Consider the following 19,925-nt stretch of genomic DNA (forward strand, 5'->3'; position numbering starts at 1 on the left):
TAACCCAATAATAGAAGTGCTTTTATTTTATTGTCTCAAAAAATAGTTGCAGTACCTAAAAAATAAATTGAAGTACCTTTTATTTTTTGATTAATTCGCCAGTTATTGGACTATTATATATTGTAGGAAGGGGTAGTGGATGCCATGAGATTTCAACATTAAAATGTAGATCAAATGCTATTTTAAGAAAGAAATTATATAAATCAGGTAAAAATTGGGTAGTTAAGTCTAGTTTGAGTTTTGCAGGTGGTTTGATTCTCTTTGGGGCAACTCAGATCATGAATGTTTCTGCTGATACGATGTCACCGGAACAGACGGTTCAGGAAAACGACTCTTCTGTTACGCAACAAGATAATAATTCAAAATCTGAGGATGTTGAAAATAGTGGATCCAGTACTCAACAAACAAATACTCAACAAGAATCTAACAATGTCACGAATGTAAATTCAGGTCAGAGCAATGTCTCGAATAAGAATAATTTACAAAATCAAAATGTATCAATAAACTATAAATCAAATTTAAATAGTTCAGTTGCACAGGCCAGTGCTCAAACACCTAACCAGGTATCTGATCAAACTCAGCCAGTGTCAGATGAAGAAAATGAAACAAATAAATCAGCCTCTGAAGTTTATAACCTAGGTAGTAGTTCTTTTTATGTGGATGATAATAAGGTTCTTCATATTAGTGGTGGTGAATTTACACAGGATCAATATGATAGCTTATATAATAAATTGAACAGTAATATTCAAAATTATTCTGGGTCAATGTTTAGAGCAGCCGGTGATTATGATACGGTTTCATTTGACAGTAAATTAACAGCTCACGGAAGTCTTCATAACTTTTTTGATAGTTCTTCAGTAAAGTATTTTAATAATTTGGAAAACTTTGATACTTCTGATGTCACTGACTTTAGTAACTTTTTGGCAAGAGATACAGATATTCAGTCGTTTGATCTCGGGAAGCTGGATACTAGTTCTGCTACGTCGATGAAAAATATGTTTTCAGGATGTACATCTTTAAAAAGTGTAAATACTAGAAATGATGCAGGAAAAATCATTGATACATCAAAAGTGACTGACTTTTATGGAATGTTTTATAATGATCCTCTACTAGAGTCATTAGACCTTAAAGACTTAAATACAAGTAATGGTAATGATTTTACTAGTATGTTTTCAGGTGATAATGCAATTACATCATTAGATGTTTCTGGATTTAATACTTCCAAAGCAACACTTTTCACTGGTATGTTTGGTGGAGTAGGCAGCTCGGTAGATGGGGTTGCTGATATTAAAGGATTAGAAGATTTTGACACTTCAAATGTTACTGATATGTCGAATATGTTTAGTGGTGTTAATTTTGATCCTGTAGGCTTACAAAAGTGGGATACCTCTAAAGTAAAAAGTATGAACGGTATGTTTAGCAGCTCAAAAATTTCAGGTAAATTAGATCTATCTAACTTTGTTGGCGATAGCCTAACTTCTATGAACCAAATGTTTAGTTTTGCCGATAAATTAACAGAAATTGATTTGAGTAATTTGAATACTCCTGTTTTAGCGGATAATGATGAGAAAAATCCAGCAATTTGGAGTGCTTTTAACGGTTGTTCAGAATTACAAAAAGTTGATTTGAATAAATTTGATGGGAAAAAAATCAGCAATTATACTAATGTATTTAAAGATTGTTCTAAACTGACAACTATAATTTGGCCAAATTTGTCCACAGATTCTGCAACCTCATTTAATGGGATGTTTGATGGGGACGCTAGTCTAACTGAAAATAGTTTAGAATTTTTGAAGCAGTTTAAAACTTCCAATGTTAGTGACTTTGGAAGTATGTTTAAAGGGTGCAGTAGTATAGCTGAATTTCCAGTTGTAATCCAATCATGGGATATGAGTTCAGCACAGGATCTTAGTTCTATGTTTTACAATGATATTTCATTATCGTCTTTAGATTTATCTAATTGGATGATTAATGATGTTAAAAGTTTGAATAATTTTTTAAGTGAATGTTCTAGTTTGTCTGATTTAAAATTGCCTATACTTGATGAACCTAAAAATTCAAAGATCGATATGTCGAGTATGATTGCAGGTTGCGATGGTGTACATACATTAGATTTTTCCAACTTTGTTATTCCAGTTGATACGGATAGATCAGGTATGCTTTATGGAACTGATCACTTATTCAAATTAGTCTTGAATAATAAGGTTAATTTAAATGGTTCAAGTTTAAGTTATTTTGATATATATAAGGGTTGGAAGAACGTCGGTAATGGTACTGATGAACATCCAGAAGCTAATTTGACATTACATAATGGTACTGAAATGATGGACACTTATAGCAACAATGCTGGTCCTGATGAAACATGGGTTATTGCTGAGCGTGAATTCGTTGATTATAGGATAGAGTATGTTGACTATGAGACTAAGCAAGATATAAATGAAAAGTATGATTACACGGGTTCCTATCGTGAAGGATTACAAATTAATATAAAGACTTTACAACAACGTGGAATAAATGCTCCTGGCTATATTACATCTCAACAATTTGATCTTAATAGTGATTCCCCAGTATATAATGAAACATTACCAATGTTTGAATCTCCTGAAGCAAAGAATTTGGTCTATCAAGTCAGATTAAAGAAATACGATCCATTCGTAATAGAAATAAGTGATGTTCCAAAAGCAATCACACTGATAATAAATGATCCGGATTCTATTAAAAATAATACAGTTTTACAAAGTTTGGATAATACTAGAGAATTGGATCCAGATAAAACAATTATCACTGTTAGTGGTCAACAAATTCCTGAAACTCAAATGTATATTCAGCTTAGTTTGATTTCTAGAGATCCATCAATGACTCCCGGAAAGACTATTAAAAATCTGGTTGATGATCTTATTAAATATGCAGGTGGAGAAGTAACCTTAGATGGTAGTCAAGTTGTAACAATGCCTCAAAATATGGCAATTGATGTTGTCTATAAACCAAATACAGGTAATAACACTACTCCTAATCAACCAAATAATACTAATGGAAGTTCAGTCGATCGAGTGGTTATTCCTATCAGTCAAACAAGCGCAACATTTTATGATAGACCGGCTGTACAATTGTATGACTTTGACGGTAATGTGATTTCTGGAAAATTTCTTGGTACTAATACCGATTGGTTTAATGATGAGGAAATGACTTTGGACGGACAGAAATATTACAGAGTTTCCACTAATGAATGGGTCAAAGATAACGATGTTTATGTCTATGTAGAACATATTTCGAAGGTTAGAACTTATAAAGAAAATAAAGTTCAATTGAAAAATGCTCATTTAGACAACGCTCGTGTATTAGAACCATCAACGGATTGGAAAACTGATCGTTATGCAATGTTCAACGGACAAAAGTATTATCGAGTATCAACTAATGAATTTGTTCCAATTGATAAAGTGTATGAATATCAAGATTCTTCAAATGTAATACATTCAAAGAGGGCAACACCTATTTTTGATGAACGAGGTAGGGATGTTGGTCGGACGCTCTTATCGAATAAGGGTTATAAGACTGATAAAAAAGTCAAAATAAATAATGAGACTTATTATCGGGTTGCAACTAATGAGTTTGTTAAAAAGTCAGATATTATTTAATCAAAAAAGGCTGTGACGTAAGTCACAACCTTTTTTTGCATCTCCTATGTATCGACTAAACGTGCAATAAAAAGCTGCAACCTCCACATAGCTACGAACCACAAATGATTGATAGTTCTAATCATTCGTGTCTCTAGGCTATGTTCCGGTGGCAAACCACTTTTTATTGACACTCTCTTTATATGGATTCAATAGCTTTCCAAGTCCAGCTACTTGTATAAGTTCCGGTAACTGTTGATTCGTTGTCTTTAAAATCCATTTCGATATTTTTTTTGATCAGATCAGTTAAGTTAGTTGTGGTTAACCAATCTTCGTTACTTGCGGCTGGAGTTTTAGCTATAAATAGTTCTTGATCCGCTCTTTGCTGTTTGTCCCAGTATAATCGATGATCTAAGGTACTATTTTCGTCATCTTCATTAATAAATTTCTCTACCGATAGTGTGATTTTTAAAGGTGATTGATTGTTTGACCTAAAATCGTGAACTTGTAAGGTTCCGCTTATATCGGGTTTTATTTTTTTAGTGTTAGCTCCAAAGATATGTTCAGTTCCAAAGTCTATTGCGTGTGGTGCAACGACTTGGAAGGAGCCATCTTTATGTTGAAAATAAAAGATATCACTGCTGCTGTTTCCTTCTTCATCGGTTATTGTAAAAGTAACTTTATGAAGCTTTAAATCATTATATTTATTCATTTGAAGGTCGGGTAGTTCCCAGAAGTAGGTTGATCCAGGAATAGCATTTTTGAAATCTTTATACAATAATATTTCCTCCTCATCGTCTACCTTATAGGTAGCGCTTTTCATTAAACGACTGTCTGCATCAGACCAAGTACCAGTTAGGGATAAACTGTGTGTATTTGGACTAAATGGATTTTTTTCTGAAGATTCAGGGCTCAAAATTGTGATTGTTGGGACAACGTTTGGTGGAGGAGTGATATTAATAATCGTTTCAGCTACTTCTGATAAGTTACCGTCACTATCTTGAACCCATACTCTAATAAAGTGAAGTCCTTCATCAAGGTCACCGATTGGAATACTATTAGACCATTCTTGTGGTTTACCTGCATTAGCACTTTGTTCTGATTGTTTTAACTTTTTAAGTAATTTACCATGATGGGTATCATCTAAATCGACAGTGTAATACAATTCAGCATTTGTGCTGTCAAAATCATACCAAGTTCCGGTAAGTCGGTAATTTTGAGCGTCAGATTGAATAATATCTGGGGCAGGCTCAGTTCCTTTTTGGTCAAGCTCGATAGCTGGAGCAAATTTTGCTCCAACGATATCAATTTGTGAAGCGTAGTTCATAACTACAGATTTTTCCACGTCTAATGTCAATGGCTTAGTATGCATTGCAAAACCTGAATCCCAGGCACGCTCAGTTTCTTTAACGCCACCAAGTCTAGCACCGGCATTTAAGTTAAGACCGGCATCCCCAAGATCATTCATATCATTGAAACTGTTTTTCAACCCTCTAGGAACGTCAGGTGATTCATAATTTCCATGAGAAACATTTCCTTCACCTGAATACCATGGAAATCTTGATCCACTACCAATTCCTAAGATAAAACCGTTTATGTATCCCTTTTGTTGATCATGGGCTTTACTAATTGATCGTCCAGCCCAGCTTGATGGGCCATTTGGTAAATTGGTAAATAAGTTATATCTAGATTCAGTGATTCCGGATTGTAAGTAAATACCACGACCATTACCTAAAGCTCTCATAGGAACGTAGTCACCAACTTTTTTGCCTTTACTATCTCGTATCTCTCTAAAATCTTTTGTTAAAGAGAAGTCCTTAAAAGCAAATCCCATAAAACGTACAAGTGGTTTATTACCTGTGTTTGTGTAAGTTATCTCAGTCACAACACGGCCATTTTTTTCAAATTTTTGAATTATTTTTACTTCAACTTCATAAATATCGTTATTGCGTTTTACTTGTTGGAAAAAAATCATTCTTTGCTGTTCAAAGCCAGTTTTTGGATCTATTCGATATGAAAATTGTGGAGCATCGAGCATACTGTATTTTTTATTCAAAATCCCTGGACCAGCAATGGAGGGTTTGGTTGCTTTGTCAGAAGGTACTTCAAGGTTGTAAATATCAGTAGTAACGAAGTCACCTTTTGAACCCATAGAGCCGTCTAGTACATGCACATCCCCATAGGCATTACCGTAGATATGATTCCCGTTACCAGTTGGTCCGTTGTCTATACTCCCACCTCTAGGAACTGTTATTACTAAGGAATTAGGTGCAGTCAAACTGTCAACGCGGCCTTGAGCATAACTATCGTGAGTATCTTTAGCGAAGGCTGCTTTTATTTTCATTCCTTCTGCAGCATACTTAAAGCCTCCAAAATATAAAAATGGAACAGCAGAAGTACCATCAGCATGTCGTAATGTCGGGCCTTTACTGACTCTGAGACTTTCACTTCTAATCCAGGTTAGTTCGTTAGTATCAGGTTGATCTGCGTCGTCATCATCGTCATCGTTTTCATCATTTAAAACATCTTCATCATCTGAATCATTTGAAGCGTTTGATTCATTGCTTGGTTCATCGTTTGTTTGAGTTTCGGTTCCAGTTTCAGTTTCAGATAAATCGGTTAATCCGGATGTTATTTCTGAAACAATGTTTTCTGGGACAATTTCATCTTTACTTGTTTCTGCGTTTGTAGTTTGACTTACATATTGATTGAAAGTCAAAAAAAATATTCCTATGGCAAATACTAGGAATAAACTAAGTAGGGTAAGTTTTTTCATGTAGAAATGTTTCCTCTCTTAATCGACCTCAGGATATAGTATCACGATAAACTTATGAAAATTATTCGATTTTCGAAAGCTAGACTTGCACTTTTTGCAAAGAAAAATATTAAAAAATGAGTTTTTATTATTAATCTTGATTTCAGCATTTTAGGTTATCGAGTCAAATTGACAATATATCCATTAGGTTTATCATTATAAATAATATTTTTTCGACGATAAATGAGAGGGAGTTATGCTGTGTTTAATGTGTTTGTTAGAAAGGCTTTGAGAGGCGATTTGCCAGAAATTATTCAAGTAATAAATGATGCAAAAAGATTGATCAAGGGTACAGGTAGTCCTCAATGGCAAGATGGTCAACCAAGTAGGGAAGTTTTAGAAGAGGACTTAGATATTGGTCGTGGGTATGTCTTAATAGTTAATTGTAAAGTAGTCGGATATACTGCATTGATGCAAACCAATGATCCTCATTATGATGTTATTCAAGATGGCTCTTGGAAAAATACAACTGATAAATATGCGACCTTACATCGTGTGTCAATTGCTGACGGATATCGTGGTAAGCATTTAAGTGATTTTATGATTTCTAATCTATTTACAATAGGATATGAATTAGGATTTAGAAATTTTCGAATCGATACTCATGCTATGAATAAGGGTATGCAGCATATCTCATTGAAGTTTGGATTTAAATATCGTGGAATCATCTATGTTGGGCCAAAAGAAGATGATCGACGTTTAGCATATGAACTTAATATGTAGCAGAGTGCAACAAAGGGCGGTTTGCCACCGGAGCATAGCCTAGAGACACGAAAGATTGGGCACTATCAATCATTCGTGGTTCGTAGCTATGTGTAGGTTGCAGCCCTTTGTTGTACGTTTAGTCTATAAAAATTAAAAAATGACTTGTGATCAAAATAGATCGCAAGTCATTTTTAATTCACCGACTATGTTTTATAGGTAGTTCAACAACGAATTCGCTACCTTGAGGCAAATTATCACGAACAAAAATTTTACCATGGTGTTCATTCATAATTTGCTGGGCAATTGCTAAGCCCAATCCGTGACCACCACTATTTCTATTTCTAGACTTATCCACACGATAAAATCTGCCAAAGATTTTCTTTTTATCAGAATCTTTAATTCCAATTCCGGTGTCAGAAATAATAAATTGATACTTAGAACCCTCGACATTGTCATATATTCTGATAGTGCCATTTTCAGGAGTGTACTTTGTGGCATTATCTAGCAGAATAATTAAAACTTGTTTGATTTTATCACGGTCAATATTAAGAGTTACATTATGGTGAACATTTTCTTGGAATACTTTTTCTTGTGAGTTGATTATATCTTTAAAAGGCATAATTGGATCTTTAATGAATAAATCAGGTTTAGTTAATTGAAAATTAAATTTTGTAGTCGCTTGATCAGCTCTCGCTAAAATCAAAAGGTTATTAGTTAATGAGTTTAGACGATTGACCTCATCCAGTGAAACAGAGATAGATTCTGCCTCATCGATGATAGTATTTTTTGGACGCGTCAGCATATATTCTAGTTTTCCTTGAATAATTGTTAACGGAGTTCTTAGTTCATGAGCTGCGTCGTTAACAAACTCACTTTGTTGCTTCCAAGATTTAATGATCGGGAACATAGTGATCCTAGTTAGAACATATGAAAGTATTAAAGCAATGAACCAAAAAATAAAGAATGTCATTATCAATATCTTTTCAAAATTTTCCATCGATTGTATCTGTGTATCAATATTTTGCATTATCAAAACATAGTGACCAGCATACATGGGGTTATTATTACTTTTCGAAACTTTGATCAATAAGACTCGAAAGTTCATATTTTTAATTGTTAAGGTTTGCTTAGTATTGAGATTCTTTTTATTCAATTTAATTTTTTTCAATACCGAATAACGATTTCCTAAACTGGTTTTGTTTAGTAATTTGCCTTCAGAGTCAAAAACTAGCATTGAAGTTTGAAAGGGTGCTTTTGGTTCTGGACGATTATTTGATTGATTTGGACCGTGTGGTCCACCAGCATCAGGCTTCATATTAGGTTGCTTCTTTATCGTACTTACCTGATTTTTTATATCTTGATCAATACTGTGGTAGGTAGAATTTTGAAATCGATTAAAGATTATTATTCCTAAAGTTAAAAACAGTATGGCGAAAGTAGCCATGATTGAAATAAATAATTTTAATTGCTGACGACGAGTTATTTTGTTTTGTTTAGTTTTGTTCTTCATCTTGGCAAATATACCCAACATTTCTAATAGTTTTGATTAAATAATCATTTTTAGATGGACGTAATTTTTTACGTAAATTACTCATGTAAACTTCTACAACGGTGATGGAAGTATCGGAATCAAATCCCCAAATACGTTCAAAAATTTGATCTTTAGTTAAGATAATATTTTTGTTTTGTAAAAGATAAACTAATAGATCATATTCTTTACCATTTAATTCGACAAGTTGGTTATTTATTTTAACTTCATGATTATTGAGATTTATTTCAATATTATTTAATTTTAAGACTGATTCATCAGCTGAAATACCACTTCTTTTAAGCAGTGCTTTTACACGGGCTTGTAATTCCTCGCGGTGAAAAGGTTTAGTCAGATAATCGTCAGCTCCTAAGTTAAAGCCATGTACCTTGTCATCTAGTTCTGTTTTAGCGGTTAAAATCAAAACCGGTGTATTGATTTTTTCTTCACGGATATTTTTTAAAATATCATATCCATTCATCCCTGGAAGCATTAAGTCAAGAATTATTAAATCGTGGACATCTTCTATCGCAGCAAATTTTCCACTCAGACCATCATTCTCAATATCTACCTGGGCAAAGTCACATAGAAAGGATGCAATATTATTAGCTAAATTTTTATCATCTTCAACAACTAGAATTTTAATATTTTTTTGCATAATTAACTCCTCTAATCAATATTTTCATTATAAAGCAATTATTCAAATTTAAGCTTAATTTAAGTTAGTTTGGATAATCTAGGTGGCGTCATGAAGAAAGGATGTTAACAAATGAAAGATAAGTTGATGAAGTCTAGAGCAATCATAGTTTCACTCCTTATTTATTCAATCATTTGTTTCTTAATTAATATTACTTTTTAGGAATTGGAGATTGATAAATGATGGAACAAAAAGAACCTACGCGTTCAAGTAAAAATAAAAGAGTAGGTATTTTTAATAGAGTTAGGAAAATAAAATATGATTATTGGTTAATTTCTATTTTAATTTTGGCTGCTTTTTTATATGCATGGAATATTTGGGAAGCAGGAGAGGCTAATAACTTTTATACTGCTGCCATAGTAAGTATGACCAAAAGCTTTAAGAACTTTTGGTATGCAAGTTTTGATCCGGCAGGGTTTATTACTGTTGATAAACCGCCGGTTGCATTATGGTTTATGACCATTAGTGCCAAAATATTTGGTGTTCATGGTTGGAGTGTAGTTTTACCTTCAATTCTGTTTGGAATTGGATCAGTTTACTTAATTTATAATTTAGTTCGCAAAAGGTTTGGTCGTATTCCAGCTAGAATATCGGCATTGTTTATGACTTTGACCCCAATCGTGGTAGCTGATTCTAGAACTAATAATATGGATGCTACTTTGGTGTTCTTTCTATTATTATCAGTTTATTTTGTACAAAAGTCTGTTTTAAAAGGTCAACAAAGATATTTATGGATTGGCTTTGCTTTAATGGGAGTCTCATTCAATGTCAAAATGCTACAAGCATTCATGATTTTACCGGCTTTGTATTTGTACTATTGGATTGCTGTTAATATTAGCTGGAAAAAGAAATTAATAAATTTGTCAATTGCTACAGTATTTTTGGCCATATTCACATTAATTTGGCCATTATCAGTTGATATGACAAATTCTTCAAATCGTCCTTATGAAGGTGGTTCTGAAACTAATTCAGCTTTAGAGTTAGCTTTTGGATATAACGGAACGCAAAGACTATTAGGACAAACAACTGGAACTGGTGGAGCATTTCCTGGTATGGGATCAAGTTCATCAAAGAAAAGTGGCAAATCTAATATGCCTGGTGGTACTAAGCCATCCAAATCTTCTAAAAATGCACCCACACCTCCTTCTGGCAGTAAGAAAAAAGCACCTAATGGCGGACAGCCAGGTGGCAAGAGTAAAAAAGGTGGCCCTGGGACAGGTGGAGCAGGCGGTGGAGCCTTTAATATTGGGACTGCTGGTCCGTTACGTTTGTTCCAAAAAGAATTGGGACCTCAAATCAGTTGGCTGTTGATCATTGCCTTATTAGGGATGATTTCTAGTTATTTCTATTACCGCGGCTCAAAGATGAAACGTTGGTATTCATTGAACCCACAAAGAAAGGAACTTTGGTTATGGGCGGGATGGCTGATTCCGGTATTTGGATTTTTCTCAGTTGCTAGTTTCTTCCATCCTTACTATACGATCATGCTGGCACCAGCAATTTCAATTTTGGCCGGTGTTGGAATTTTCACCATGATCAAACAATGGAAGGAAAAATCTGGATTCTCTATTTTATTGCCAAGTGCAATTATCTCAACAGCATTCTTACAAGCTTGGTACATATATGATGATTATCAAGTATCAGCATGGATTTTATTAGTGTTAGGTATTTTGGTATCACTTCCATTATTTGTAATTCCATGGATTTCTAAAAAATTAAAATATGGCAGATCTATAGCTATTGCGTCCGTGATCTTAGTTATGTTAGCACCAACTTGGTGGTCTTTAACACCTACGATTGCAGGTTCAAGTGATGGTATTCCTAGTGCTGGCCCATCATTATTAAGTGCAGGAGGCATGGGAAGTGGCGGTGTCGGAAGTGGATCAGTCGATAATACTTTATTGAACTATCTTGAAAAACATCAAGGTAGTGCTGAATATTTATTTGCGACAGATGACTCAAGTACCGCTGCACCGTACATTATTAAAACGGGTAAAGCTGTAATGGCTATGGGTGGTTTTAACGGAACTGACAAAGCTATTACTTTGAAACAATTTAAAAAGTTAGTTAAAGAAGGAAAACTTAAGTATTACTATGCTGCCGGTAAAACTGGAAGCAGTAATTCAGAAATTGTTAGTTGGATAAAAAAACACGCTAAGAAAGTTACTTTGAAGAATAGTAATAACTCAGCGGTATCTTCAATAACTACAAGTACCAAAACAAGTAGTTCAAAAAAGGCTCCAAGTGGTTCTCCAAGTGCACCTAAACAAGGGCAAGTTCCGGGTAATCAAGGCGGAACACCTCCAAATGGTTCTTCAAAAGCACCAAGTGGTATGAAGAAACCAACTGGAACAAAAAATAAAATGAAAAAACCTTCTAAAAAACCGTCAGGAAAGAGTATACCTGGTGGAATGTCAGAAGGTGGACCTGGTGGTCAATCTGGAGTTTTGTATGATCTGTCCAGCATTTATGATTAGAAAGGAATGGTGATCATGGATCAATTAATTTCTATTGTTTTACCCGTCTTTAATGAAGAAGCGGGAATAAAGGCAACAATTGATACTTTGTTAAATTATGTTGAACAACAAAAAGAGCGTTATGAATTGATCTTTGTTGATGATGGATCAAAAGACGATTCAGTTAAAATAATTGAAAGATCTATGCAACAAAATGAAAATATTAAATTAGTTAAATTCTCTAGGAATTTTGGACACCAATTGGCGATTACCGCTGGCTTACAATATACAACCGGTGAAGCTGTTGTGGTAATGGATGCAGATTTGCAAGATCCTCCAGAGGTCATACCTGAAATGATTCAAAAGTGGCATGAAGGATACGATATCGTTTATGGTAAGAGGATAAAAAGGGATGGTGAAACGATATTTAAAAAGATTACGGCTTCTGCTTTTTATCGGATCTTCAAGAAAATGGCTACAATAGATATGCCATTAGATACTGGTGACTTTAGATTGATGAATCGTCGAGCTGTGAATCAGTTACTTAAATTACATGAGCAAGATCCCTTTGTTAGAGGGCAAGTCACATGGATAGGTTTCAAACAAACCAGCGTCATGTATCATCGTCAAGAAAGAATTGCTGGTGAAACAAAATATCCATTATCTAAAATGATTAAATTGGCGCTTGATGGAATCACATCATTTTCAATGAAGCCGTTACAATTTGCCAATATATTTTCTGTAGTGCCAATTGTCAGTGGCATATTCAGTTTGGGATATTTGTTGATAAGCAGAAATTATAGCTTATCCTCAATTGGAATAACGATCTTGCTGTTTACTCTAGGATTGTTGTTATTATCAGTTGGCATTTTGGGAAGTTATTTAGGAAGAGTTCTAGAGCAAGTTAATGATCGCCCAAGATTTATTGTTAGTGAGACCGAAGGGTTTCAAGAACGAAACAAAGGTATAAGACATTTACATGCAAAGCAGTCTCATAGCTAGAAGGCGAGAAATAGAGATGGTTAAAGTTTTATTGATGATCTCAGCTTTATTTATATCTTTAGGACTGTTAATTTTACCTAGTGATGTTGATCAAAAGAATAATCGAAAGAGATAAAAAATAGTTTTCCTGATTAAAATATAAATTTTAAAAAGTAAGGGTAAGATGCTTTTTAAAGTTTGGGCAATATGGTACAGTAATGTTAAATTTGGTAGGGGTTGCAACTTTTATCAAATTGAATATGAACTATCCCATTCATTTAAAGAAGCTGACGAACACCCAGTCGTCAGCTTCTTTTTTTTTATATTTTAATGTAAGTCTCCATTGTAGATCGAGTTTTTAACAATAACATAATCTACTTTACGTAGTGACATTAAATCCTTTCCACCAGCGTAGGAGATAGATGATTGAAGATCTTGTTGCATTTCCTTTAAAGTGTCCATGATCGAACCCTTAGCAGGTAACAACATTCTCTTTCCTTCAACGTTTCTGTATTCGCCTTTTTGATATTCTGATGCAGATCCGAAGTATTCTTTGTAAGTTTTACCATTTTCAACGTAAACTGATCCAGGTGATTCTTTGTGACCAGCTAACATTGAACCAATCATGACCATGTCAGCACCAAAGCGGATAGATTTGGTGATATCACCGTCAGTTCTAATTCCTCCATCAGCGATAATAGGTTTTGTTGCAGCTTTGGCGCATAGTCTAATGGCTGCTAGTTGCCAACCACCAGTACCAAAACCAGTTTTTAGTTTAGTAATACAAGCTTTACCTGGCCCAATACCTACCTTAGTAGCATCAGCACCAGCATGCTCAAGCTCTTTAACTGCTTCAGGTGTTCCTACATTACCGGCAATTAAAAATGAATCAGGAAGCTTTTCTTTGATATATTTGATCATATTTACTACACGATCACTATGTCCGTGAGCAATATCGATAGTTATGTAGTCAGGTACGATTTTTTCTTCTACTAGAGAATCGATAAAGTCAAATTCTTCTTGTTTGATTCCGACACTAATTGAGGTATAAAGATTTTTTTCTTCCATATCTCTGATAAATTCAATACGTTTTTCAGGTTCAAAACGGTGCATAACGTAAAAATAATTATTGCTTGCTAGCATTTCTGCAAGATTTTCATCAATAACAGTTTGCATATTAGCTGGAACTACAGGAATCTTGAAAGTCCTAGGTCCAAATTTGATACTTGTATCACATTCTGAACGGCTATCAACGATACACTTATTCGGAACTAATTGGATATCTTCATAATCAAATACTTGCATTTGCTCAATCACTCCATAATAACGAACAATAATTATATTTATTTTCTGATTCGTTCGTATGGATATAATTTAACTGGTAATTGCTACATTGTCAAATTAAAACTATAAAAATGTTGTTCACAGTCTTTAATCTTTAGTACAATTTATGAGTGAGATTAAATTAGTTTTAAAAATTGTAATGATATATTTGACAGGATAATGTCAAATTGGTATTATCGTTCTATTATTAAAAAACACCATGAGAATGGCGCTGGTTAATAACTCGCTAAAAACTGGTATATACAAATAGGAGTGGTAAAAGTGCATAAGTATTCTGCTGAAGATATTAAAAAGTTAGTTGTTGATGAAAACGTAGAATTTCTATGTTTGATGTTTACAGACATCAACGGCATTATTAAGAACGTTGAAGTTCCCGTTTCTCAAATTGATAAGGTTCTTGCAAATAAGATTACTTTTGATGGTTCGTCAATTGATGGTTTTACAAGAATTGAAGAGAGTGACATGCTATTACATCCTGATTTATCTACATGGTTGATTTTCCCATGGGGATCAGAACATGGTAAAGTTGCTAGATTGATTTGTGACATCTATACAACTGATGGTGAACCATTTGCAGGTGACCCAAGAGTAAACTTGCAACGTATTATTAAGAAAATGAAAGGCATGGGTTACACTAACTTCAATATTGGACCAGAACCAGAATTCTTCTTGTTCAATACAGATGAAAAGGGTAATCCAACACTTCATCTTAATGATGATGGCAGTTATTTCGATTTTTCTCCAGTTGATCTCGGTGAAAATTGCCGTCGTGATATCGTTCTAGAATTAGAAAAGATGGGCTTTGAAGTTGAAGCTAGTCACCATGAGGTGGCACCTGGACAACAAGAGATCGACTTTAAATATGAAGATGCGCTTTCAGCCGCAGATAGTATTCAAATGTTTAAACTAGTTGTTAAGACAATTGCTAAACAACATGGTCTATATGCAACATTTATGCCAAAACCACTACAAGGAATCAATGGTTCCGGAATGCACATTAATATGTCACTATTTAATGGTGATACAAATATATTTGATGACAAAGATGATAAATTATCACCTGTTGCTAAGCAATTTATGAGCGGTATTTTGAAGCATGCACGTGCTTTGACTGCTGTAAATAATCCAACGATCAATTCATATAAGAGACTTGTTCCAGGATTTGAAGCACCAACATATATTGCATGGTCAGGTAAGAACAGATCACCATTGATCCGAGTACCAGCTGCCAAAGGTAAGTCAAAACGTGTTGAGATGAGAAGTGTTGATCCAACAACTAATCCATACTTAGCAATTGCTGCTATTCTTGATGCTGGACTTGACGGTGTTAAAAATGGTTACGAGTTAGCTCCAGAAGTTAAAGAAAATATTTACGAAATGACAGAAGAAGAACGTGCTGAAGAAGGAATCGTTGATCTTCCTTCAACATTACATAATTCATTGAAAGCTTTACGTAAAGATGAATATGTTCAAAATTCCCTAGGTAAAGGCTTAACAAATAGCTTCTTTGCCGCAAAGAATGCTGAATGGGCACAATATCAACAAACCGTTTCCCAATGGGAAAGAGATACTTATATGCCACTATACTAAAAGTATATAAAAAGAGATGCAGTCCTATTTTTTGGATTGCATCTCTTTTTTGGTACAAAAAACCTGATATTTCCCAGACGAAATATCAAGCTTATTTTTAAATTGTAACTGTGTTATCAGACCAATCAATCATTTCTACACAATCGATCATTGTTGAAATTGGACATTCAGTTGAATCCTCACGATGTCTACTCTTGATACATGTTCCGCAAGCTAAGATTTTTCCACCATCATCAAGGAATTCATGCATTTTTTCACTAACATTGAATTTTTCATCTGTGATATCCTCAACTTCAACACCTTCACCCATTAAGAAGATCTTAACCTCATGACCTTGTTTAAGGGATGCAATTGCTAATCTGAACCCATTCCAAGCTTTTTCGTGTTCTTTTGTTTCTAAAATTATTCCTAGTTTCATATTGCCCTCCAAATATGTTAACGTTTTCACTTTCTATAATAAGTTAATAATGATATATGGTCAAATTTATATTTTTGTTGCATTTGCAATAAAATGGAATTACAATTACTTTACTTTTAAAAAAGAAGGTGAGCTTTTTGCCAGAGATATTAAGATCAATTGGAATTATTGCTCGATCCCTAGATTCCATAAGTAATATTGAATTTAAAGATATTGATTTAACTAAAGGACAATACTTATATATTGTAAGAATTGGTGAGAATCCTGGAATAATTTTGGAAAATTTGGCTAATATAATTAAAGTTGATAAGGCAACTGCATCACGAGCCATTCAAAAACTAGAAAAAAATGAATTTATTGAACGTAGAAGTGATGAAACCAACAAGAAAATAAAAAAGATATTTTTAACTAAAAAGGGTAAAGATGCCTATCCTTTTATCAAACGTGAAAATAATTATTCAAATGAAATGGCAATGAAAGGGTTAAGTGATTCTGAAAAAGAATTGATCCATCAATTATTAGTAAAAGTACAGACGAATGTCGAAAGCGATTGGGATTTAGTTAAAGGTGGGGGAAAGAGAAATTATTAGTATGGAAAATATAATTGAATGTAAAGTATCAGATGTAAAAGAATTAAGTGAGATGAGTATTAAAACCTTTTCAGAAACTTTTGCTAAGGATAATACAGAGAAAAATATGAAAGAATTTCTTGACGGTTCCTATAATGTTTCTGCTCTTGAAAGGGAATTGAAAGATGAAAATTCTAAGTTTTATTTTCTTATACATGATGGCGACAAAGCTGGATATTTAAAAATCAATTTAGAATCCAATTTAGTTGATCTTGAAAATATTTTAGAAATTGAAAGAATATATTTGCTAAAAGATTATCAAAATCACGGTCTTGGAAAATCATTGATGAATTACGCTCAAAATATGGCATTGGATCTTCATAAAGATGGGATCTGTTTAGGAGTTTGGGAAAACAATTTTAAGGCACAAAGATTTTATGCTAGACAAGGTTTTAAGAAAGTTGGAGCTCATGATTTTAATTTAGGTGATTCAAGACAAACTGACTATACTTTGTTAAAAAAATTTGCTAAATAAAAAAACTCAGCCTATGCTGAGTCTTTTTACATGTCACATTTATTACTTAATAAACAATGTAATTCTTGATATAGCTTTATTGATAAATACAGTCCTCCAGATAGTATTGCAGTAGCAAGCAATAAGTCGGAAGGTTTAGAATTTTTTTTCATATCGATCCTCCTATCCACTACCTTCACTATACTATGTGTTTATTCAAAATAATATATCATGATACAATTAAATCTATGAAAAGGGTGAGGATATGGATAAAGTAGACAATCAAATAATTGAAGGGCTTTTAAAGCATGTGTCCGTGCGTTCTTTTACAAGTGAGCCATTATCAGATGAAGTTGTAAAAAGCCTTGTTACGGCTGCTCAGGCCGCCTCAACAGCAAGTTTTCAACAATCATACTCGATAATAGATGTAGTTGATGATGACTTACGTGAAAAGGTAACACAAGCTGCGCGTAATCAGCGTTTTATGAATCAGGGTGGAAGATTATTTGTCTTCTGTGGTGATTTAAATCGAAATGAAAAAATGGCTCAAGAATTAGGAGTTGATGTCAGCCAAACGATAGAGGGGATAGATGCCACTTTAGTTGGTGCGATCGATGCTTCACTTGCAGCTCAAAATATGGTTATTGCGGCAGAATCAATGGGGTTAGGTGTATGTTTTATTGGTGGAATTAGAGATAATATTGAAGAAGTGTCTGAATTATTAGATATTCCAGAACATGTATTTCCAGTTTACGGATTAGTTATCGGCCATCCTAAAGGTAAGCTTAATGATATTAAACCAAGATTGCCTTTTGAAGCTGTATATCATAAGAATCAATATCAAAACAAAATGGATATTGTTAAAAAGTATGATAAAAAGACAAACGATTACTATAATGACCGATATGGATATAAAACTGATCGTAGTTGGGCCAAAACTGCTGTTAACAGTTTAATAAAGCTACCAAGATCTTTTATGAAAAAGTTTCTTAACGATCATAATTTAAGTAAGCACTAAAAAATCCGCCTATGTTTAGTAGGTGGATTTATTTTTGTGAAAAATAATGATGAATGACCATATCCAAAGGATTAGCCATAAAAAAATTGTACAAACGAATACCTTTGTTGAGAGGAATAATGCTACTGCCGATATCAGCAATAATAGTGATCTAGTCGATTTTACAACTTTGTAATTGAATAGGATGTGAACAAGAATATTAATCTCTTTTAGGATGAACTTCATAATTATAAATTTCTTTTCAAAAATTATTTATTATTCAAACTTTTAATTTTACGAATTTGAAGGGCAATATTTAAAGTATTTAGAACGATAGATGTGGAAAGTAAAATGATGATTAGTTTTCTTTTATTTGTGTTCATAATATAATTACGCTCCTTTTTATTAACTAAAAGACAACTTCTTTGTTAGCACTTATAATATGCGCTCAAATTAGTACGTTTACAATGGATATTAAAAATAAAACAAAAAAATCGCTAGTCATATTTGACTAACGATAAATTATCTTAAAGTATCAAAACCTATATAAGCGAACTACGAGAATCGAACTCGCGACACTAGCTTGGGAAGCTGGTATTTTACCATTAAACTAAGTTCGCATTTACTACAATTACTAATTATACAACAAAATGTTACAAAATAATAAAGTTTTCATAATTTTAGCGAGAAAATCCCTAATATAAATTGATTTTTATTCCTGATTACAATAGAATCAAACATGATGAATGATTCTAAAGAGCATCGAGGAGAATAATATGAAAAAAACATTAGTTACATTGATGGCTGCCATCACTTTGATGGGTGGCTTCACAACTGTTGCTACTGGTTGTTCAAACGCAAGTACAACTCAAAAGAAGGATGTCCACTCAGCTAAAAAGATCACAAAGTCAGAGATCAAAGGTCATGACTATGTTGGTGTAAGCAAGGACAACAAGGACGAGTACATTACATTCTTTACTGGTAAAGATAAGAAAGATGTTAAGTATTTCCGTGTTAATAAAGATGGCTCAAAGAAAACAATCACATATTTCCAAAAGTCTAAGTTAGTTATGAACAAAGACAATAAGAAGAAGTTCAAGATTACTGGTTTCAGAATTATTGCTGAACCTGACTTCTCATGGAAATTTACTAAGGTTGGTAAGACAACAATTAAGACTCCAGATGGCCAAAAGTGGAAGTTATACGAAGGCAGTCATAAGAGTGTTGTAAAACATGTTGAAAAGAACGCTAAATAGTTAAATTTGGTAAACAGATCTTATGAAAATAGGATCTGTTTTTTTGTGCCAATATTTATACCTTAGTTGGATTATGGATGTATATTATGGTCAAAAAGTAGAAAGTGAAGTGCAGATATTATGCATTTAATTAATTGGATTAAGAACTTGCATAATTATATAAAAAACAACATTTATGATGACGCCCAAAATGACTATTATCAGATAAAGACAAACTGGAAAGGTACAGATAATAGAGATGATTATCAAATGGGGTATGATCAGGCCATAATTGACTTCAAAAGAACACATCGATTTCATCATTATCCTGCAAATATTATTGAATTTACTAATAGAGTTTCAAAGGGAAAAGTGTCAGAGATTTCGGAATTTATTAACGGATATCATGACGGTAAAATTCATATTTTAGATAAATTGACCAGATAAATTGCTTATTACACA

Annotated in this window: 15 protein-coding genes and 1 tRNA gene; 10 read left to right on the top strand and 6 right to left on the bottom strand. The window is 33.5% G+C overall.

What is annotated here, in order from left to right; translation table 11 throughout:
* Positions 1–86 precede the first annotated feature (86 nt).
* Positions 87–3,635 carry a BspA family leucine-rich repeat surface protein gene (locus FC72_RS09730; RefSeq protein ID WP_057767242.1) on the top strand — a complete coding sequence of 1,183 codons (3,549 nt, stop codon included), beginning with the start codon at positions 87–89 and terminating at the stop codon, positions 3,633–3,635.
* Positions 3,636–3,813: 178 nt separating this feature from the next.
* On the opposite strand, the gene FC72_RS09735 is transcribed toward FC72_RS09730, so the two are convergent.
* Positions 3,814–6,390, bottom strand: coding sequence for a hypothetical protein (locus tag FC72_RS09735; RefSeq protein WP_057767244.1), 2,577 nt, complete (start codon positions 6,388–6,390; stop codon positions 3,814–3,816).
* A 240-nt stretch (positions 6,391–6,630) separates the two neighbouring features.
* Here FC72_RS09735 and FC72_RS09740 point away from each other — a divergent pair, with 240 nt between their 5' ends.
* Positions 6,631–7,152 carry a GNAT family N-acetyltransferase gene (locus tag FC72_RS09740; protein WP_083480806.1) on the top strand — a complete coding sequence of 174 codons (522 nt, stop codon included), beginning with the start codon at positions 6,631–6,633 and terminating at the stop codon, positions 7,150–7,152.
* A gap of 178 nt (positions 7,153–7,330) precedes the next feature.
* Here FC72_RS09740 and FC72_RS09745 read toward each other — a convergent pair whose 3' ends face one another.
* Together FC72_RS09745 and FC72_RS09750 are read right to left on the bottom strand one after the other, a co-directional pair.
* Positions 7,331–8,644 (bottom strand): sensor histidine kinase, encoded by a 1,314-nt coding sequence (locus tag FC72_RS09745; RefSeq protein ID WP_162253531.1) that lies wholly within the window; start codon positions 8,642–8,644, stop codon positions 7,331–7,333.
* Positions 8,628–9,320: a response regulator transcription factor gene (locus FC72_RS09750; protein WP_057767247.1), complete on the bottom strand. Its 693-nt coding sequence runs from the start codon at positions 9,318–9,320 to the stop codon at positions 8,628–8,630. Before FC72_RS09750 ends, FC72_RS09745 begins: the two co-directional genes overlap by 17 nt.
* Positions 9,321–9,541: 221 nt before the next feature.
* Between FC72_RS09750 and FC72_RS09755 the strand changes: the two genes are divergently transcribed.
* Together FC72_RS09755 and FC72_RS09760 are read left to right on the top strand one after the other, a co-directional pair.
* The gene (locus FC72_RS09755; RefSeq protein ID WP_057767288.1) at positions 9,542–11,836 is read left to right on the top strand and encodes a glycosyltransferase family 39 protein; all 2,295 of its coding nucleotides are present in this window, start codon (positions 9,542–9,544) and stop codon (positions 11,834–11,836) included.
* Between the two features lie 15 nt (positions 11,837–11,851).
* Positions 11,852–12,817 carry a glycosyltransferase family 2 protein gene (locus tag FC72_RS09760; protein ID WP_083480808.1) on the top strand — a complete coding sequence of 322 codons (966 nt, stop codon included), beginning with the start codon at positions 11,852–11,854 and terminating at the stop codon, positions 12,815–12,817.
* Between the two features lie 306 nt (positions 12,818–13,123).
* Here the strand turns inward: FC72_RS09760 and FC72_RS09765 are convergent, their stop codons facing one another.
* Positions 13,124–14,101: a GMP reductase gene (locus FC72_RS09765; RefSeq protein ID WP_057767251.1), complete on the bottom strand. Its 978-nt coding sequence runs from the start codon at positions 14,099–14,101 to the stop codon at positions 13,124–13,126.
* Positions 14,102–14,401: 300 nt separating this feature from the next.
* On the opposite strand from FC72_RS09765, the gene glnA reads away from it, so the two are divergent.
* Positions 14,402–15,730: a type I glutamate--ammonia ligase gene (gene glnA / locus FC72_RS09770; protein WP_057767253.1), complete on the top strand. Its 1,329-nt coding sequence runs from the start codon at positions 14,402–14,404 to the stop codon at positions 15,728–15,730.
* 97 nt (positions 15,731–15,827) lie between these two features.
* Here glnA and FC72_RS09775 read toward each other — a convergent pair whose 3' ends face one another.
* Positions 15,828–16,148 (bottom strand): DsrE family protein, encoded by a 321-nt coding sequence (locus FC72_RS09775; protein ID WP_057767255.1) that lies wholly within the window; start codon positions 16,146–16,148, stop codon positions 15,828–15,830.
* A gap of 137 nt (positions 16,149–16,285) precedes the next feature.
* Between FC72_RS09775 and FC72_RS09780 the strand changes: the two genes are divergently transcribed.
* The 3 genes from FC72_RS09780 to nfsA all read left to right on the top strand — a co-directional run bounded on the left by FC72_RS09780 (position 16,286) and on the right by nfsA (position 18,249).
* Complete coding sequence (locus tag FC72_RS09780) at positions 16,286–16,738, top strand: MarR family winged helix-turn-helix transcriptional regulator (protein ID WP_057767256.1); 453 nt, start codon at positions 16,286–16,288, stop codon at positions 16,736–16,738.
* A 1-nt stretch (position 16,739) separates the two neighbouring features.
* Entirely contained in the window at positions 16,740–17,252 is a 513-nt protein-coding gene (locus FC72_RS09785; protein WP_057767258.1) for a GNAT family N-acetyltransferase, read from the top strand.
* A gap of 244 nt (positions 17,253–17,496) precedes the next feature.
* Complete coding sequence (gene nfsA / locus FC72_RS09790) at positions 17,497–18,249, top strand: oxygen-insensitive NADPH nitroreductase (protein WP_057767260.1); 753 nt, start codon at positions 17,497–17,499, stop codon at positions 18,247–18,249.
* Positions 18,250–18,777: 528 nt separating this feature from the next.
* Here nfsA and FC72_RS09795 read toward each other — a convergent pair.
* Positions 18,778–18,848 (bottom strand) — tRNA-Gly (locus tag FC72_RS09795).
* Positions 18,849–19,004: 156 nt separating this feature from the next.
* Here FC72_RS09795 and FC72_RS09800 point away from each other — a divergent pair.
* Together FC72_RS09800 and FC72_RS09805 are read left to right on the top strand one after the other, a co-directional pair.
* A complete protein-coding gene (locus FC72_RS09800) occupies positions 19,005–19,484 on the top strand; it encodes a hypothetical protein (RefSeq protein WP_057767262.1) in 480 nt (159 codons plus the stop codon).
* A 120-nt stretch (positions 19,485–19,604) separates the two neighbouring features.
* The gene (locus FC72_RS09805; RefSeq protein WP_057767264.1) at positions 19,605–19,910 is read left to right on the top strand and encodes a hypothetical protein; all 306 of its coding nucleotides are present in this window, start codon (positions 19,605–19,607) and stop codon (positions 19,908–19,910) included.
* Positions 19,911–19,925: the final 15 nt, after the last annotated feature.

The sequence above is a fragment of the Companilactobacillus tucceti DSM 20183 genome, assembly GCF_001434665.1.
GTDB classification, from domain to species: domain Bacteria; phylum Bacillota; class Bacilli; order Lactobacillales; family Lactobacillaceae; genus Companilactobacillus; species Companilactobacillus tucceti.

Coding starts and splice junctions, on each gene's coding strand:
- FC72_RS09735 (WP_057767244.1), bottom strand. CDS start 6,390: ATGAAAAAACTTACCCTACTTAGTTTATTCCTAGTATTTGCCATAGGA.
- FC72_RS09745 (WP_162253531.1), bottom strand. CDS start 8,644: ATGAAGAACAAAACTAAACAAAACAAAATAACTCGTCGTCAGCAATTA.
- FC72_RS09750 (WP_057767247.1), bottom strand. CDS start 9,320: ATGCAAAAAAATATTAAAATTCTAGTTGTTGAAGATGATAAAAATTTA.
- FC72_RS09755 (WP_057767288.1), top strand. CDS start 9,542: ATGGAACAAAAAGAACCTACGCGTTCAAGTAAAAATAAAAGAGTAGGT.
- FC72_RS09760 (WP_083480808.1), top strand. CDS start 11,852: ATGGATCAATTAATTTCTATTGTTTTACCCGTCTTTAATGAAGAAGCG.
- FC72_RS09765 (WP_057767251.1), bottom strand. CDS start 14,101: ATGCAAGTATTTGATTATGAAGATATCCAATTAGTTCCGAATAAGTGT.
- FC72_RS09775 (WP_057767255.1), bottom strand. CDS start 16,148: ATGAAACTAGGAATAATTTTAGAAACAAAAGAACACGAAAAAGCTTGG.
- FC72_RS09785 (WP_057767258.1), top strand. CDS start 16,740: ATGGAAAATATAATTGAATGTAAAGTATCAGATGTAAAAGAATTAAGT.
- nfsA (WP_057767260.1), top strand. CDS start 17,497: ATGGATAAAGTAGACAATCAAATAATTGAAGGGCTTTTAAAGCATGTG.
- FC72_RS09800 (WP_057767262.1), top strand. CDS start 19,005: ATGAAAAAAACATTAGTTACATTGATGGCTGCCATCACTTTGATGGGT.
- FC72_RS09805 (WP_057767264.1), top strand. CDS start 19,605: ATGCATTTAATTAATTGGATTAAGAACTTGCATAATTATATAAAAAAC.